This window comes from Amycolatopsis sp. EV170708-02-1 (genome assembly GCF_022479115.1).
Classification (GTDB): Bacteria; Actinomycetota; Actinomycetes; order Mycobacteriales; family Pseudonocardiaceae; genus Amycolatopsis.
On sequence record NZ_CP092497.1, the window covers coordinates 642,883 to 657,775 of the forward strand.

13 protein-coding genes and 1 pseudogene are annotated in these 14,893 nt (G+C 70.0%); 7 read left to right on the plus strand and 7 right to left on the minus strand.

Going from position 1 to position 14,893, the window contains the following annotated elements:
* Positions 1-10 precede the first annotated feature (10 nt).
* The 4 genes and pseudogenes from MJQ72_RS02690 to MJQ72_RS02705 all read left to right on the plus strand — a co-directional run bounded on the left by MJQ72_RS02690 (position 11) and on the right by MJQ72_RS02705 (position 3,817).
* Positions 11-937, plus strand: coding sequence for an ABC transporter ATP-binding protein (locus MJQ72_RS02690; RefSeq protein WP_037344043.1), 927 nt, complete (start codon positions 11-13; stop codon positions 935-937).
* A pseudogene (locus MJQ72_RS02695) lies at positions 934-1,733 on the plus strand (ABC transporter permease). The gene MJQ72_RS02690 and the pseudogene MJQ72_RS02695 overlap by 4 nt, the downstream one beginning before the upstream one ends.
* 64 nt (positions 1,734-1,797) lie before the next feature.
* Positions 1,798-2,766, plus strand: coding sequence for a heme A synthase (locus tag MJQ72_RS02700; protein WP_240597394.1), 969 nt, complete (start codon positions 1,798-1,800; stop codon positions 2,764-2,766).
* A gap of 103 nt (positions 2,767-2,869) precedes the next feature.
* Positions 2,870-3,817 (plus strand): acyl-CoA desaturase, encoded by a 948-nt coding sequence (locus MJQ72_RS02705; protein WP_240597395.1) that lies wholly within the window; start codon positions 2,870-2,872, stop codon positions 3,815-3,817.
* Positions 3,818-3,892: 75 nt separating this feature from the next.
* Here MJQ72_RS02705 and MJQ72_RS02710 read toward each other — a convergent pair whose 3' ends face one another.
* Together MJQ72_RS02710 and MJQ72_RS02715 are read right to left on the minus strand one after the other, a co-directional pair.
* Positions 3,893-4,759: a RimK family alpha-L-glutamate ligase gene (locus tag MJQ72_RS02710; protein ID WP_240597396.1), complete on the minus strand. Its 867-nt coding sequence runs from the start codon at positions 4,757-4,759 to the stop codon at positions 3,893-3,895.
* Positions 4,756-5,064 (minus strand): hypothetical protein, encoded by a 309-nt coding sequence (locus MJQ72_RS02715; protein ID WP_240597397.1) that lies wholly within the window; start codon positions 5,062-5,064, stop codon positions 4,756-4,758. The genes MJQ72_RS02710 and MJQ72_RS02715 overlap by 4 nt, the downstream gene beginning before the upstream one ends.
* 95 nt (positions 5,065-5,159) lie before the next feature.
* On the opposite strand from MJQ72_RS02715, the gene MJQ72_RS02720 reads away from it, so the two are divergent.
* Together MJQ72_RS02720 and MJQ72_RS02725 are read left to right on the plus strand one after the other, a co-directional pair.
* A complete protein-coding gene (locus MJQ72_RS02720) occupies positions 5,160-6,131 on the plus strand; it encodes a quinone oxidoreductase (RefSeq protein WP_240597398.1) in 972 nt (323 codons plus the stop codon).
* A complete protein-coding gene (locus tag MJQ72_RS02725; protein WP_240597399.1) occupies positions 6,128-6,655 on the plus strand; it encodes a GNAT family N-acetyltransferase in 528 nt (175 codons plus the stop codon). The genes MJQ72_RS02720 and MJQ72_RS02725 overlap by 4 nt, the downstream gene beginning before the upstream one ends.
* A gap of 54 nt (positions 6,656-6,709) precedes the next feature.
* On the opposite strand, the gene MJQ72_RS02730 is transcribed toward MJQ72_RS02725, so the two are convergent.
* The 5 genes from MJQ72_RS02730 to MJQ72_RS02750 all read right to left on the minus strand — a co-directional run bounded on the left by MJQ72_RS02730 (position 6,710) and on the right by MJQ72_RS02750 (position 12,481).
* Positions 6,710-6,958: a cold-shock protein gene (locus MJQ72_RS02730; RefSeq protein WP_240597400.1), complete on the minus strand. Its 249-nt coding sequence runs from the start codon at positions 6,956-6,958 to the stop codon at positions 6,710-6,712.
* On the minus strand, positions 6,958-7,530 hold the full coding sequence (locus MJQ72_RS02735) for an FKBP-type peptidyl-prolyl cis-trans isomerase (protein WP_240597401.1): 573 nt from the start codon (positions 7,528-7,530) through the stop codon (positions 6,958-6,960). Before MJQ72_RS02735 ends, MJQ72_RS02730 begins: the two co-directional genes overlap by 1 nt.
* Before the next feature lie 10 nt (positions 7,531-7,540).
* Positions 7,541-9,796, minus strand: a complete 2,256-nt coding sequence (locus MJQ72_RS02740; RefSeq protein ID WP_240601234.1) for a UvrD-helicase domain-containing protein — start codon at positions 9,794-9,796, stop codon at positions 7,541-7,543.
* Between the two features lie 70 nt (positions 9,797-9,866).
* Positions 9,867-11,048, minus strand: coding sequence for an MFS transporter (locus MJQ72_RS02745; RefSeq protein WP_240597402.1), 1,182 nt, complete (start codon positions 11,046-11,048; stop codon positions 9,867-9,869).
* A gap of 452 nt (positions 11,049-11,500) precedes the next feature.
* On the minus strand, positions 11,501-12,481 hold the full coding sequence (locus MJQ72_RS02750) for a heme o synthase (protein ID WP_125736362.1): 981 nt from the start codon (positions 12,479-12,481) through the stop codon (positions 11,501-11,503).
* Between the two features lie 300 nt (positions 12,482-12,781).
* On the opposite strand from MJQ72_RS02750, the gene tkt reads away from it, so the two are divergent.
* Positions 12,782-14,884 (plus strand): transketolase, encoded by a 2,103-nt coding sequence (gene tkt, locus MJQ72_RS02755; protein ID WP_240597403.1) that lies wholly within the window; start codon positions 12,782-12,784, stop codon positions 14,882-14,884.
* The last annotated feature ends 9 nt before the right edge of the window (positions 14,885-14,893 follow it).

Consider the following 14,893-nt stretch of genomic DNA (forward strand, 5'->3'; position numbering starts at 1 on the left):
GTGACCTGTCGTGAACGCCCCCGCCGTCGAGATCACCGGGCTGGTGAAGCGCTACGGATCCACCACCGCCGTCGATGGACTCGACCTGCGGATGGAACGTGGCACACTGCTCGCGCTGCTCGGCCCGAACGGGGCCGGCAAAACCACCACCGTCGAGATCTGCGAAGGCTTCCTGCGGCCTGACGACGGCGAAGTCCGGGTGCTGGGCCTGAACCCGGCCCGCGACGGCGCCGCGCTGCGGCCCCGGATCGGCGTGATGCCCCAGGGCGGCGGCGCGTATCCCGGCGTCCGCGCCGACGAGATGCTCGGACTGGTCGCCGCGTGCGCGGCGAATCCGCTCGACCCGGCCTGGCTGCTGGACGTGCTCGGTCTTTCGGGAGCGAGGAAGACGCCGTTCAAACGGCTTTCCGGCGGGCAGCAGCAACGGCTCTCGCTCGCCTGCGCGCTCGTCGGACGGCCGGAGCTGCTCTTCCTCGACGAGCCGACGGCCGGGATGGACCCGCAGGCCCGCCGCCTGGTCTGGGATCTGCTCGAAGCGCTGCGCGCCGACGGCGTCAGCGTGCTGCTCACCACGCATCTGATGGAGGAGGCCGAAACGCTGGCCGACACCGTGGTGATCGTCGACCACGGCAAGGTCGTCGTCGAAGGCTCCCCGCAGTCGCTGACCGTCGAAGCCGGCGAGACGGCGCAGCTGCGGTTCAAGGCCCGCACGCGGCTCGACACCGCGCTGCTGACCGCGGCGCTGCCCGAGGGTCACCTCGTCCACGAGTCGGCGCCGGGGACGTATCTCGTCGAGGGCGCGATCGACCCGCAGGTGGTGTCGACGGTGACCGCGTGGTGCGCGCAGCAGGGTGTCATGCCGGAGGAACTGCAGGTCGGCAGGCGCACGCTGGAAGAGGTCTTCCTGGAGCTGACCGGACGGGAACTGCGCGCATGACCACCACGCCCACCCCCCGGTTCGCCCCGGGCACGTTCACCCCCGCCCCGGTCGCGGGTCGCTCGGCAAGATGCTCCGCACGCACGCGAAGGTCGAGGCGAGCCTGACGCTGCGCCACGGCGAGCAGATCCTGCTGACCCTGCTCATCCCGCTCGCGCTGCTGATCGGCCTGTCGCTGCTGGACATCCTGCCGTCGTCGCAGCTCGGCGATGCGTCCAAAGTGGACTGGATCACGCCGAGGATCCTGGCGCTGGCGGTGATGTCGTCCGCGTTCACCGGGCAGGCCATCGCGCTGGGCTTCGACCGTCGTTACGGCGTCCTCAAACGGCTTTCCGCCACCGCGCTGCCCCGCTGGCTGCTCGTCGCGGGCCGGGTGGCCGCCGCGCTCGTGGTGGTCGCGCTGCAGGCGGTGATCCTCGGTGTCGTCGCCGCGCTGCTGGGCTGGTCGCCGTCGCTCGGCGGGATCCTCGGCGCGATCCCGTTCCTGATCGTCGGCACGCTCGCGTTCGGCGCGCTGGGCCTGCTGCTCGGCGGGGCGCTGCGCGCGGAGGCCGTGCTGGCGCTGGCGAACATCGTGTGGTTCGTGCTGCTGCTCGCCGGCGGCATCCTGCTGGCGCCGTCGACGATGCCGTCCGGCGTCGCGTGGATCGTCGAACTGCTGCCCTCGGGCGCGCTCGCCGAAGGCCTGCGGTCGGTGCTGCTGGACGGTTCGTTCGGCTGGGGCCCGTTCGCGGTGCTCGTCGGCTGGGGCGTCGTCGCGGGCGCGGTGGCGAGCAAGACCACCAAGCTCACCTGAGGCGGCCGACACAGCCGGTGCGGCCGGTGCAACGCTCTCAGGAAGGGCGTTCTAGCATCGGACGGTGCCGTTCCAGAGCCTTGTAGCGCGTCTGCCGTATCCCTCGTTCGCGGTCCAGCGGGCGGTCGCGATAGCGGCGGTGATCGCCCAGGCCGGAATCGGCGTCACCGGATCGGTCGTCCGGGTCACGGGTTCGGGTCTCGGCTGCCCGACCTGGCCGCAGTGCGTCGAAGGCAGCATCGTGCCGGTCGCGCACCCCGAGTTCGACGCGCTCACCCAGTGGATCGAGTTCAGCAACCGGATGCTGACCGGGGTGGTCATCCTGGTCGCCGCCCTGTGCGTGATCACCGCGTGGCGCGTGCAGATCGAGCACCCGAGCCGCCGTCGCCTGGTGAAGCTGGCCTGGACGATGCCCGCGGGCGTGATGCTGCAGGCGGTCGTCGGCGGGATCACCGTGCTCGCGAAGCTCGAATGGTGGACCGTCGCGCTCCACTTCCTGGCCTCCACTCCCCTGGTCTGGCTCGCGGTACTGCTGCTGCGGGCGTTCAAGGAGGGCGACGAGCCCGCACGCTGGCTCATCCCGGACGCGGGCCGCAAGACGCTGATCGTGCTCGCCGCGGCCATGTGGGCCGTCCTCGTCGCGGGCACCGTGGTGACCGGCGCGGGCCCGCACGGCGGCGACCCCGGCACCCACCGGCTCCAGGCCCCGATCGAGACGCTCACCCAGATCCACGGTGGTCTGCTCGTGGTCTACCTGATCGTGCTGGCCGTCTTCGGGCTCCAGCTGATGCGGGGCGAGACGCCGAAGCAGCTGTGGCAGCGCTACGCCATCGTGTGGGTCGTGGCGGTCCTCCAGGGCGTCGTGGGCTCGGTCCAGTACGGCCTCGGTGTCCCGGAGGCGCTGGTCTCCTTCCACGTCCTCGGCTCCGCGCTGGTGATCATCTCGACGGCGGCGCTGTGGTGCAGCTCGCGCGACCGTGGTCCCGTGGCCTCGGCGAACGCGCCGGAACGCGAACTCGCCACCTCGAACTGAACCGGACGTAACCCCCAGGCGGCGTGTTCGCCAGACGGTGCCCTTACGCTGCGCTCGGTGCCCCACACGGGGGTCACCACCGAGTCGAGGCACGAGGTGTCGCATGACCGCCAGCACGGAGCCGGACGCACCGGCCAGTCCGTCCAAACCCCTGATCTCCCACCGCCGAGGCTCCGGGGAGATGCTGATACTCAAGACCTTCCTGCTGGTCCCGTTCGTCGCGCTGCTCGCCGCCGTGCCGATCGTGTGGGGCTGGGGCATGACCTGGGTCGATCTCGCGCTGGCGGCGGTGTTCTACACCCTCGGGACGCTCGGGGTGACCGTCGGCTACCACCGGTACTTCACCCACGGCGCCTTCAAGGCCCGGCGCCCGCTGCGGGTCGCGCTCGCCATCGCCGGCAGTTTCGCGGTGCAGGGTTCGGTGATCTTCTGGGTGGCCAGCCACCGTCGCCACCACGCCTTCGCCGACCGTGAAGGCGACCCGCACTCCCCCTGGCTGTTCGGGACGTCGCCCGGGGCGCTGCTGCGCGGCTTCTGGCACGCGCACATGGGCTGGATGTTCAGCCGCGAGGTGACCAACTACGACCGTTTCGCGCCGGACCTGGTGGCCGACAAGGACCTTCGCGTGGTGAACCGCTACTTCTGGCTGTGGATCACGCTGAGCCTCGCGCTGCCCGCGGTGCTCGGCGGGCTGATCAGCTGGTCGTGGTGGGGTGTGGTGACCGGGTTCTTCTGGGCCGGGCTGGTCCGGATCGCGTTCCTCCACCACGTCACCTGGTCGGTGAACTCGATCTGTCACCTGGTCGGCGAGCGCCCGTTCGCGAGCCGGGACAAGGCGGCGAACTTCTGGCCGCTGGCGATCCTGTCCATGGGCGAGTCGTGGCACAACTCCCACCACGCCGACCCGACCTGCGCGCGGCACGGTGTCCTGCGCGGACAGGTCGACGTGTCGGCACGCGTGATCTGGCTGTTCGAGAAGTTCGGCTGGGCGCGGGACGTGCGGTGGCCGAAGCCGGAGCGGCTGGCGGCGAAGCTCGTGAAACCCGCCTGACCCCGTCGCATTTAGTCCTCTGAATGCGGTACTTGCACACGCAAGGATCGCGTTCAGAGGACGAAATGCGGGGTGTCAGGCGAGTTGCTGCCGCACGGCGGAGGCGAAGCGCCACGCGGCGGCCGCATCGGTCTGCCGGAAACCGAGCGAAGGCTCGACGAGCTCCAGTTCCAGCAGCAGCGGCCGTCCGTCCGGCCCGGCGACGAGGTCGACACGGGCGTAGAGCAGCTCCGCGCGCAGGATGCCGAGCAGCGCCGCTGTCGCGTCGAGAGTGTCTTCGGCCAGCGCGCGGAATCCCGCGGCGGGCTGCACGGGCGCGAGCTTCTCCGTCACGTACAGCCCGGATTCGTCGAGTTCCCGGCCCAGCATCGCGGCCTTCGAGAACGCGTGCGAGTACACGCCGCCGAAGTACACCAGCGCGATCTCGCCCTCACTGTCCACACTGGACTGATACGGCTGGAGCAGCACGGTGTTCCCGTCCGCCTGCAGCCCGGACAGGTGCGCTGCGGCCTCGTCGCCCGCGGTGAACCGGCCCGCTCCGCGCGAACCGGCGCCGATGGCCGGCTTCAGCACGAACTCGCCCTTGGGCCAGCGCGGGGCCTTGTCGTCCGGCGCGATCAGGGTCGTCGGCACGACCGCGACCCCGGCGTCGCCGAGTTCGGCCAGATAGGACTTGTCGGTGTTCCAGCGCACGACTTCGGCCGCGTTGGACAGCGCCGGCACGGATTCGGTCCAGGACAGGAACTCGTCGTGGCGCTCGGCGTAATCCCAGGTGGCGCGCAGCACCACGATATCCGCGGCGCCGAAGTCGACCGTCGTGTCGTCCCAGGCGGCCCAGCGGGTCTTGAAGCCGAGGTCGGCCAGCGCCTCGGGAACGGCGTGCTCGTCGCCGTCGCCTTCCGGCAGGGTGGAACAGGCGACGAAGATCGCGGAGCCGCTCACTTCCCCGCCATCCGGCGGCGGTGCTCGGCGCCGATCTTGGTGGCCTTCACGGTCTCGCTGTCCCATTCGGCCGGTTCGAGGTCTTCGACGGCCTCGACCAGCGCCTCGCCCGCTTCCACGGAGGCGACGACGACGTCGCCGAGCGCGCCGTCGGCGCCCACGAGCACGACCCGCGCGCCGACCCGGCCGATGTTCTCCACCACCGCGCGCGAAGGCTTCCCGTGCCGCTTCACGAAGTCGCGGGCGGCCGCGACCTGGCGCGACGTGGGGGCGGCGGTCTCGGTCTTCTCTTCGGTCTCAGCCACGCGCCGAGCTTAACCGCGAAAGGCCCGGGACGCGGAATAACCGTGGCGTCGGCCATAGTTGTGCCGGTCGGAACGACCTTGAACGAGGAGGATGTATGCCCGCGGCAGTGCAGATCCGGCGAACCGGTGGCCCCGAAGTCCTTGAGCTGTCGGAAGTCGAGGTCGGCGAACCCGGTTCCGGCGAACTGCTCGTGGACGTCGCCGCGGCGGGCGTCAACTACATCGACACCTATCACCGCGAGGGCATCTACCCGGTCGACACGCCGTTCGTCCTGGGCATGGAGGGCGCCGGCACGGTGGCGGCGGTCGGCGCGGACGTGACCGGTTTCGCCGTCGGCGACCGGGTCGCCTGGCAGGGTTCGCTGGGCAGCTACGCCCAGCGTCGTCTGGTTCCGGCGACGATCGCGGTGAAGATCCCGGACGGCGTGTCCGAGGAGACCGCCGCCGCGACGATGCTCCAAGGGATCACCGCGCACGCGCTGATCGCCTCGACCTACGAGGTCAAGGCCGGTGACGACGTGCTCATCCACGCCGCGGCGGGTGGTATGGGCCTGCTGCTGGTCCAGCTGGCGAAGGCCCGCGGTGCCCGGGTGATCGGCACCGTCTCCACCGAAGAGAAGGCCGGACTCGCCAAGCAGGCGGGCGCGGACGACGTCATCCGTTACGACCAGGTCGACTTCGCCGAGGCGACCCGGGACCTCACCGGCGGCAAGGGCGTCGACGTGGTCTACGACGGCGTCGGCAAGTCCACTGTGGACGGCAGCCTGGCGAGCCTGAAGATCCGCGGCCTGCTCGCCCTCTACGGTGCGGCCAGCGGTCCGGTGCCGCCGATCGACCCGCAGCTGCTCAACCGCAGCGGCTCGGTGTACCTCACCCGCCCGACCTCCGCGCACTACGTGCTCACGCGCGAGGAACTGGAGTGGCGCGTGAACGAACTGTTCACCGCCGTCCAGGACGGCTCGCTGACCATCCGGATCGGCGGCCGCTACCCGCTGGCCGACGCGCGCCAGGCGCACGAAGACCTCCAGGGGCGCCGCACCACCGGCAAGCTCCTGCTGATCCCGTGACGAACCTCTGGCCGGAGGAGGTCCGGCTCACCGGTGAGGGACTCGTCCTGCGGGAGTGGGCCGAGGACGACATCGCGTTCATGCCGGGGCTGTTCGACAACCCGGCCGTCGCGCGGTTCACGCCGCTGCCCTCCCCGTTCGACGAGGTGGCGGCGAAGGCGCACTATGAGAAGTACGTCACCCGTCGCGCGGAGGGCACGGGGCTGCGGCTCGCCATCACGGACGACGGCGGCGAACCGCTCGGCGAGGTGGTGCTGTTCCTGAACGAGGATGCGGCCGAACTCGGGTACGCCGTCGGCCCCGCCCACCGCGGGCGCGATCTGGCGGCACGGTCCCTGCGGGTGCTCACCACGCACGCGCTGGACCTCGGGCTCGGACCGCTCCGGCTGAAGATCGACGCCGAGAACGCGGCCAGCCAGGCCGTCGCTCGCCGGGTCGGCTACGCCCTGACCGACCTGCCGCCCGAGGCGAAGGTCGAGAAGGGGCTGGAGATCACGCTGCTCACCTGGGAGTACGCCGGCTGACCAGGAAGTCCGTGAAGGCCTCCTTGAGGGACCCTGGGTCCCTCAAGGAGGCCTTCACGGACTTGCGGCACGGACCCAGAGCGCCCGCAGCCGGAACTCGTCCTGTTCCGCGTGCTCGACGGTCAGCTCGACCTCGTCGCCCACGTCGAGCTTCCGGAATTCTCCGGGCCCGAAACCCTCCAGCATCGAATAATGGACCCAGATCGGGTCGGCGAAATCGGCCGACCCGACCACTCCCCAGCCGTCGTCCACCAGCCAGGAACGAACCCGTCCGCGGTGGACGCGGCCGTCGGAGGTCCCCATCAGCCCTTGTCGGTCGGGACACTCACCGCGTCGGTCACGAACACCAGGGTCTCGTTCGGCGCGATGCCGTTGCCGCCCTGGCCGTAGCCGAGGTCCGGCGGGATGATCAGCAGCCGCCGCGCGCCCTGCTTGATCCCTTCGAGGCCCTTGTCCCAGCCCTGGATGACCATGCCGGCGCCGAGCGTCAGCTCGAACGGTTCACCGCGGTCGAACGAGCTGTCCAGCTTCTGCTTGTTGGACCAGGTGACCAGCGAATAGTTCATCTTCAGGTTCGCGCCGGCCTTGGCGCCCTCGCCGGTGCCCGGCTCGAGGTCCTTGGTGATGAGCTTCTTCGGCGGATCGCAGTCGTCCGGGATGGTGATGGTCGGCGCCTCGCCGAACTTCCCGGTGGTCTTCACGTCCTCCGCCGTGCATTCCTTGCCCTTGGGGGCGGCCGGAGCCGACGACGCCGCCGACGCGGGGGCCGCGCCGGAGGACGACTGGACGGAACCTGCGGTGTTCTGCTTTTCGCCACAGGCCGCCAGGGCGAGGACGCCCGCGCCGATGACCACGATCTTGCCGAATGTGCGCATGCGGCCGACCTTAGCCAAGACCCTCCAGCGCGGGAACAAGGTCACCGGTCTGCACTACGCCCATCCGCCGGGTCGCCCTGGTCAGGGCCACGTAAAGATCGTTGAGCCCGCGCGGCGACTCGGCGACGACCTCGTCCGGGGCGACCAGCAGGACCGAATCGAACTCCAGCCCCTTCGCCCGCTCGACCGGCATCACCGACACCCGGTCCCCCGCCTCGCCGAGCGTCTCCGAAAGTGTCGAGACCAACGACGACGGGCACAGCACCGCGACCGTCCCACCGTCCACCGCGGACAGTTCGGCGCCGACGAGACCGGGCAGTTCCGCGGCGAGATCCGCCGGGTCCACCACCCGCAGCCAAGGCTCGAAACCCGTCTCCCGCACCGAAACCGGCGCCTCCAACTCCGGGTTGACGTCGGCGAGCACCCGGGACGCGACGGCCATGATCTCCGCCGGGGTCCGGTAGTTGACGGTCAGTTCTTCGAGGCGCCAGCGGTCGGCGACGTACGGCGAAAGCGCCTCTCCCCACGACTTCGCCCCACCGGCCGCGCCGGTCTGGGCGACATCGCCGACCAGCGTCATCGACCGGTTCGGTGACCGGCGCATCAGCAGCCGCCAGTCCATCGCGGTCAGCTCCTGCGCCTCGTCGACGATCACATGCCCGAAGGTCCAGGTCCGGTCCTGGGCGGCCCGCTGTGCCGCGGTCATCTCGCTGCGGCGCTGCTGACGTTCGGCGAACAGTTCGGCGTCGAGGACGTCGCCCACCCGCAGCAGTTCCTCGTCGACGATCTCCTCGTCCTGTTCGAGGATGTCGAGCACGCCTTCCGCGTAGGCGCGGTCCTCCCGCTCACGGCGGGCGGCCTCGGCGCGGGCTTCGGTGTCGTCCTCGCCGAGCAGTTCGGCGAGTTCGTCGAGCAGCGGGACGTCCGACGGGCTCCATTTCGCGTCCGTCGGACTGTAGAGATGCTCACGATCGGTGTCCGACAAGGCTTTCCCGGCCGCGCTGCGTAGCCGTTCGCGGTCGGCGAACAGCTCGTCGAGCACGATCTCGGGGGTGAGTTTCGGCCACAGCCCGTTGATCGCGGCGGCCACGTTCTTGTCCGCCGCGACCTCCGCGCGGATGTCCTGGACATCGCGCGCGTCGAGCAGGTCCTCCCCCAGTTTGCGGGCGGCCTGCCGGGTCAGCGCGTCGAGGAGGTCCGAGACGAAGATCCGCCGCGCGAGGTTGTGCGGACGGCGCGACCGGCGGGCCCGTGTCCGCGCTTCGGTGCAGGTCTTGCGGTCGAGCATGAGGATCTCGCGTTCGAACTCGATCTCCAGCACCGGCTCCGGCACCCGCTGACGGTCGCGGACCGCGTTGGCGAGCACGTCGGCCATCACCGGGCGCCCCTTGATCTCGGCCGCTTCGCGGGTCACCGGCCCGGCGGCGTCCAGACCCGGGTACAGCTGCCCGATCGTGGCCAGCAGCACCCCGGTCTCGCCCAGCGACGGCAGGACCTGCCCGATGTAGCGGAGGAACGTGCTGTTCGGCCCGACCACCAGCACGCCGCGCGTGGTGAGCTGCTGGCGATGCGTGTACAGCAGGTACGCCGCGCGGTGCAGCGCGACGGCGGTCTTGCCGGTGCCCGGCCCGCCCTGCACCACCAGGACGCCGTTCGGCGACGCACGGATGATGCGGTCCTGTTCGGCCTGGATGGTGGCGACGATGTCGCTCATCTCGCCGGTGCGGCGGCGCTCCAGCGCGGCCAGCAGCGCCGCCTCGCCCGCGAGCCCGAGGTCCTGGCCCTGGTCGGCGGCGGAGAGGTCGAGGATCTCGTCGTCGACGCCGACGACCTTCCGGCTCAGCGACCGGATGTGGCGACGGCGCCGGACACCTTCGGGCGAGGCGGCGGTGGCGAGGTAGAAGGGCCGCGCGACCGGCGCGCGCCAGTCGACGAGCAGCGGGCGGTAGTCGTCGTCCTCGTCGAACAGCCCGAGCCGCCCGATGTAGGTGGTCTCCTCGGCGTGGTCCGGCAGGAAGTCGAGGCGGCCGAAGCACAGGCCCTGCTCGACGGAGCTCAGCTGGGACAGCCTGTCGGTGTAGAGCGTCGTGGCGACGTCGCGTTCGGTGCGCGCCTGCGGGGTGCCGCCGGTCTGGCGCAGCGTCTCGTCGAGCCTGCGCTGCGCGTCGGCGCGTTCGGTGTCGAGCTTGCGGTAGAGGGTGGTGACGTACTGCTGCTCGAGCGCGACGTCCTGCTCGAGCGCGTCGAGTTCCCGGTCCGGGGACACGGACAAAAGCAGCCTGCTTTCGAGAGGTGGGACAGGGGCCGAACGAAGTACAACGGCGCCCTCCATCCTCTCATTCCCGCACTCGCGCCCGGACCAGGAGGAAGGCGGCGAGGGACAGGACGGTGGCCACACTCGCCCACACGACGTTCGCGTGGAGCAGCGCGGCGAAGGTGGCCGCGACACCCGCGATGGACTGCGCCACGAACCCGCACAGCGCGACGGCATACGCGCCGTGCCCGGGCACTTCGCTCACGGCGACGGCCATGCCGCTCGGGAAGAGCGCGGCCTGGCCGAAGGTGATCCCGCAGTAGAGCGCGACGAACGTCACGAGCGCGGCCGTGAGCGGGATCGCGGGCAAGAGCCACAAGACGACCGTCAGCAGGCCGGCGCCGGTCATGACCAGCGCGCCCGCGCGCATCAGCCACGGCGAGCCTTTGCGCCCGGCCAGCCGGTTGACCAGCAGCGCACCGGCGAAGTAGGCCAGTCCGAAGAGGAGGCCGAGGCCGCCGTACTGGTCGACGCTCAGCCCGAAGTGCCGCTGGAAGACGAACGGCGAGACCTCTTGCAGGAGCACGATCGTCGCGAAGCCGAGTCCGGCCGCGATCGTCGGCCGCAGGAACGCCGGAACGGCGAGGATCCTGAGGTAGATCCGGACCATTCCGGTCTTCTCCGCGCGGCCCTTGGCGAGCGGGATCGTCAGCGTGCCCAGGACGCAGAGCACGCCCGCCGCCGTCAGCACCGCGAAACCGCCCTGCCATCCGCCGAGCAGCCCGCCGGCGAACTGCCCGCCGCCGAGTGCTGTGACGAACGCGATGGACAGCACCGAAAGCCGTCGGGCTAGCGCGTCGCCGTCGCCGAGGTCCCGCACGACGATACGGGCGACGATGGCCGCCCCTCCGGCACCGATCCCTTGCAGGGAACGGAGAAGGAGGAGCCACGTGGGTGAGGTGTTGACGATGAGCGCCTCGCTGGCGACGACGAACAGGCCCAGCGACGCCAGCATCGCGGCCCGGCGCCCGAGACGGTCGGCCGCCCGGCCCCACAGCACCACCGGCGCCGCCGCGCCGATGACGAACAGCGACACCGAGAGCGCCGCGAAGCTGCGCGACACCGCGAAGTCGCGTTCGACCATCGGGAGGGAGGGGAGGTAGATCGTCGTCGCCATCTGCGCGGTGAAGACGATCAGGCAGGCGACCGCCATGGTCCCGCGTCCGGCGCGGACGGTGGCCGGGCGCTCGGTTGTGCTCGTCACTCCGCCGGAAGGTACCGACGGGTAGCCGGGCTGGGTAGCGCGCTCCAGCAGGTGGGAAGTCGGGCTCACTTGACGTACATGAAGGCCCCCTTCCTTGCGTCTAGCGCAAGGAAGGGGGCCTTCATGTACTTGGGAAGGCGTGAAGGTCGAGTTTCAGCCGAGGGAAGGGGCCCTTCACACGCCGCCGCCGTGACTGCTGGGGCTGGTGGTGTTGCAGAACCGCAGGTGGCGATCGAGAAGTCCGTGAAGGCCTCCTTCCCTACCTTCAGGGTAGGCAAGGAGGCCTTCACGGACCCTGCGGCCAACGGCCACCCATCTTCAGTAGGCAGCCTTGGCCCTAACCCGAATCGCCACTCACGACCACATGGACCGAGCCCCCCACCACCCAGACACGCGTGAAGGCCCCCTCCCCTCGACTCAGCCGGGGAAGGGGGCCTTCACGCGCTACAAGATCAGAAAGGCAGCCCGATGGCGGGAAGCCCGATCGCCGAGTCCACCGCCAGCGCGACGAACACGATCATCAGGTACGTGTTCGACCGGTGGAACAGCGACATCGGCTTGGTCTCCTCGCCGCGCCGCACCGCCGCGTTCAGGCTGTGCGCGTAGAAGAGGAACCAACCACCGGCGAGCAAAGCGAACGTCGTGTAGATCCAGCTCGTCACCGGGACCAGCAGGAGCGTCCACGCGACCATCACCCACGAGTAGATGACGATCTGCCGCGCCACGTGCTGCGGGGTGGCGACCACCGGCAGCATCGGCACGCCGGCGCGCTCGTAGTCCTCGCGGTACTTCATGCCCAGCGCCCAGGTGTGGGGCGGGGTCCAGAAGAAGATGACGCCGAACATCACGAACGCGGGCCACTCGACGGTGCCGGTGACGGCTGCCCAGCCGATGACGACCGGCATACAGCCCGCGGCGCCGCCCCAGACCACGTTCTGTGACGTACGCCGCTTCAACACCAGCGTGTAGACGAAGATGTAGAAGAGGATCGTCACGATCGCGAGGATCGCCGAGAGCAGGTTCACCGTGAAATAGAGCACGACGAACGACAGGACGCCGAGCACGAGACCGAAGATCAGCGCGCCGCGCCGGGGAACGGATTCCTTCACCAGCGGCCGGCGCTTCGTGCGGTTCATCACCTTGTCGATGTCCGCGTCGATGACGCAGTTCAAGGCGTTGGCGCTGCCGGCGGCCATGGTGCCACCCACGAGCGTCGCGAGAACCAGCCACGGGGACGGGATTTCCCGGCCCGCCAGGAACATCGCGGGAATCGTGGTGACAAGGAGGAGCTCGATCACCCTGGGCTTCGCGAGGGCGGCGTACGCGCCGACGACCTGGCGGATTGTTCGCCGGCCACCGTGCGGTCGTTCACCGGTCGGATGTACGGCGCTGGTGCTGTCACTGCGTCCGTGCGCAGCGTTCACCAACGACATTTCACTCCCTGCGTCAGTTTTCGGGGCGGGGTCCACCAGGCTTCCGGGTGATGTGGCGGCCCCGGATCCGGAGTGTTCTGAACCCTTCCCCGATGGTAGACGTGCTGTTTCCAGAGGGTGATCGCGGGTCCTCGACCGGCCGAACCATTAGGCTGGCCGCGGTAGCTCGCGGCGTGCCCCTGCGAACGGCCCGGAGCAGGAATATCGTCCCTTCCGGATCGATTGAGATTAGTAGCGGTACCCGTGGGCTATCCACGAGGGAAGAGAAGCCACAACCTGATGACGGGGAGTTCGAGTTCAGTGTCCGAAACCGCCTCTACCAGCGAGAAGAACCCACTCCTCCGGCGCAACGTGCCCGCCGACTGGACCGAGAACGACACGCGGGCCGTCGACACCGTGCGGGTGCTCGCCGCGGACGCGGTCGAGAACTGCGGCAGCGGTCACCCCGGCACCGCGATGAGCCTCGCGCCGCTCGCGTACACGCTCTTCCAGCGGACGCTGCGTCATGACCCGGCCGACCCGGAGTGGCCCGCCCGTGACCGCTTCGTCCTCTCCGCCGGGCACTCGAGCCTCACCCTCTACATCCAGCTGTACCTCGCCGGGTTCGGCCTGGAGCTGGAAGACCTGAAGCAGCTGCGCAAGTGGGACTCGAAGACCCCGGGTCACCCGGAGTACCGCCACACCAAGGGCGTCGAGACCACCACCGGCCCGCTCGGCCAGGGCCTGGCCAACGCGGTCGGCATGGCGATGGCGGCCCGCCGCGAGCGCGGCCTGCTGGACCCGGACGCCCCGCAGGGCGAGAGCATCTTCGACCACTACGTCTACGTGATCGCCTCCGACGGTGACATCGAAGAGGGCGTCACCGCCGAGGCCTCCTCGATCGCCGGTCGCCAGGAGCTGGGCAACCTGATCGTCTTCTGGGACGACAACGAGATCTCGATCGAGGACGACACCAAGATCGCCCTCTCCGAAGACGTCGTGAAGCGTTACGAGGCCTACGGGTGGCACACCCAGGTCGTCGAGGGTGGCGAGGACGTCGTCGCGATCGAAGAGGCCATCAAGGCCGCGAAGGCCGAGACGGAGCGCCCGTCGTTCATCGCGCTGAAGACCGTCATCGGGTACCCGGCGCCGAAGAAGATGGGCACCGGCAAGGCCCACGGCGCCGCGCTCGGCGCCGAAGAGGTCGCCGCGGTCAAGGAGATCCTCGGCTTCGACCCGGAGCAGAGCTTCCAGGTCGACGACGAGGTCATCACGCACACCCGCCAGGCCGTCGACCGCGGCAAGACCGCCCGCGCCGAATGGCAGGAGAAGTTCGAGGCGTGGGGCGCCGCGAACCCGGAGCGCAAGAAGATCGCGGACCGGATGGCCACCCGCTCGCTGCCCGAGGGCTTCGCGGACAACCTGCCGACGTGGGAGCCGGACGCCAAGGGCATCGCGACCCGCAAGGCCTCCGGTGAGGTGCTCAACGCCCTCGCCGACCCGCTTCCCGAGCTGTGGGGCGGTTCCGCGGACCTCGCGGAGAGCAACAACACCACCATGAAGGGGGCCGACTCGTTCGGCCCGGAGAAGGCTTCCACCGACATGTGGAAGACCAGCCCGTACGGCCGGACGCTGCACTTCGGCATCCGTGAGCACGCGATGGGCTCGATCCTCAACGGCATCGCGCTGCACGGCGGCACCCGCCCCTACGGCGCGACGTTCCTGATCTTCTCCGACTACATGCGCCCGCCCGTCCGGCTGGCCGCGCTGATGAAGGCGCCGGTCACCTACGTGTGGACGCACGACTCGATCGGCCTGGGCGAGGACGGCCCCACCCACCAGCCGATCGAGCAGCTCTCCTCGCTGCGCGCGATCCCCGGCCTCAACGTCGTCCGCCCGGCGGACGCCAACGAGACCGCGTACGCGTGGAAGGCCGTCCTGGAGGACGTCCACCACCCGTCGGGTCTCGCGCTCACCCGGCAGAACGTGCCGGTCCTGGAGGGCACCAGCGCCGAAGGCGTCAAGCGGGGCGGTTACGTCCTCGCCGAGGCGTCCAACGGCAGCCCCGAGGTCGTGCTGATCGCGACCGGCTCCGAGGTCCAGCTGGCCGTCGAGGCCCGCAAGACCCTCGAAGCCGACGGCATCCCGGCGAGCGTCGTCTCGATGCCGTGTGTCGAGTGGTTCGACGCGCAGGACCAGTCCTACAAGGACGCGGTGCTCCCGCCGTCGGTCAAGGCACGCGTCTCCGTCGAGGCCGGTGTCGCCCAGTCGTGGCACCGCTTCACCGGTGACGCCGGGGTGAACGTTTCGATCGAGCACTTCGGTGCGTCGGCCGACGCCGCCACACTGTTCCGTGAGTTCGGTTTCACCGCGGAGGCAGTCGTCGAGGCCGCCCGTCGCTCGATCGCCAACACCAAGAACTGAAGGGGAAAG

What these genes read in the sequence shown, in the direction of transcription:
- MJQ72_RS02720 (WP_240597398.1), top strand. Translation starts at nt 5,160, where the DNA reads ATGCCCGCGGCAGTGCAGATCCGGCGAACCGGTGGCCCCGAAGTCCTT.
- MJQ72_RS02730 (WP_240597400.1), bottom strand. Translation starts at nt 6,958, where the DNA reads ATGGGGACCTCCGACGGCCGCGTCCACCGCGGACGGGTTCGTTCCTGG.
- MJQ72_RS02735 (WP_240597401.1), bottom strand. Translation starts at nt 7,530, where the DNA reads ATGCGCACATTCGGCAAGATCGTGGTCATCGGCGCGGGCGTCCTCGCC.
- MJQ72_RS02750 (WP_125736362.1), bottom strand. Translation starts at nt 12,481, where the DNA reads ATGTCGTTGGTGAACGCTGCGCACGGACGCAGTGACAGCACCAGCGCC.
- MJQ72_RS02705 (WP_240597395.1), top strand. Translation starts at nt 2,870, where the DNA reads ATGACCGCCAGCACGGAGCCGGACGCACCGGCCAGTCCGTCCAAACCC.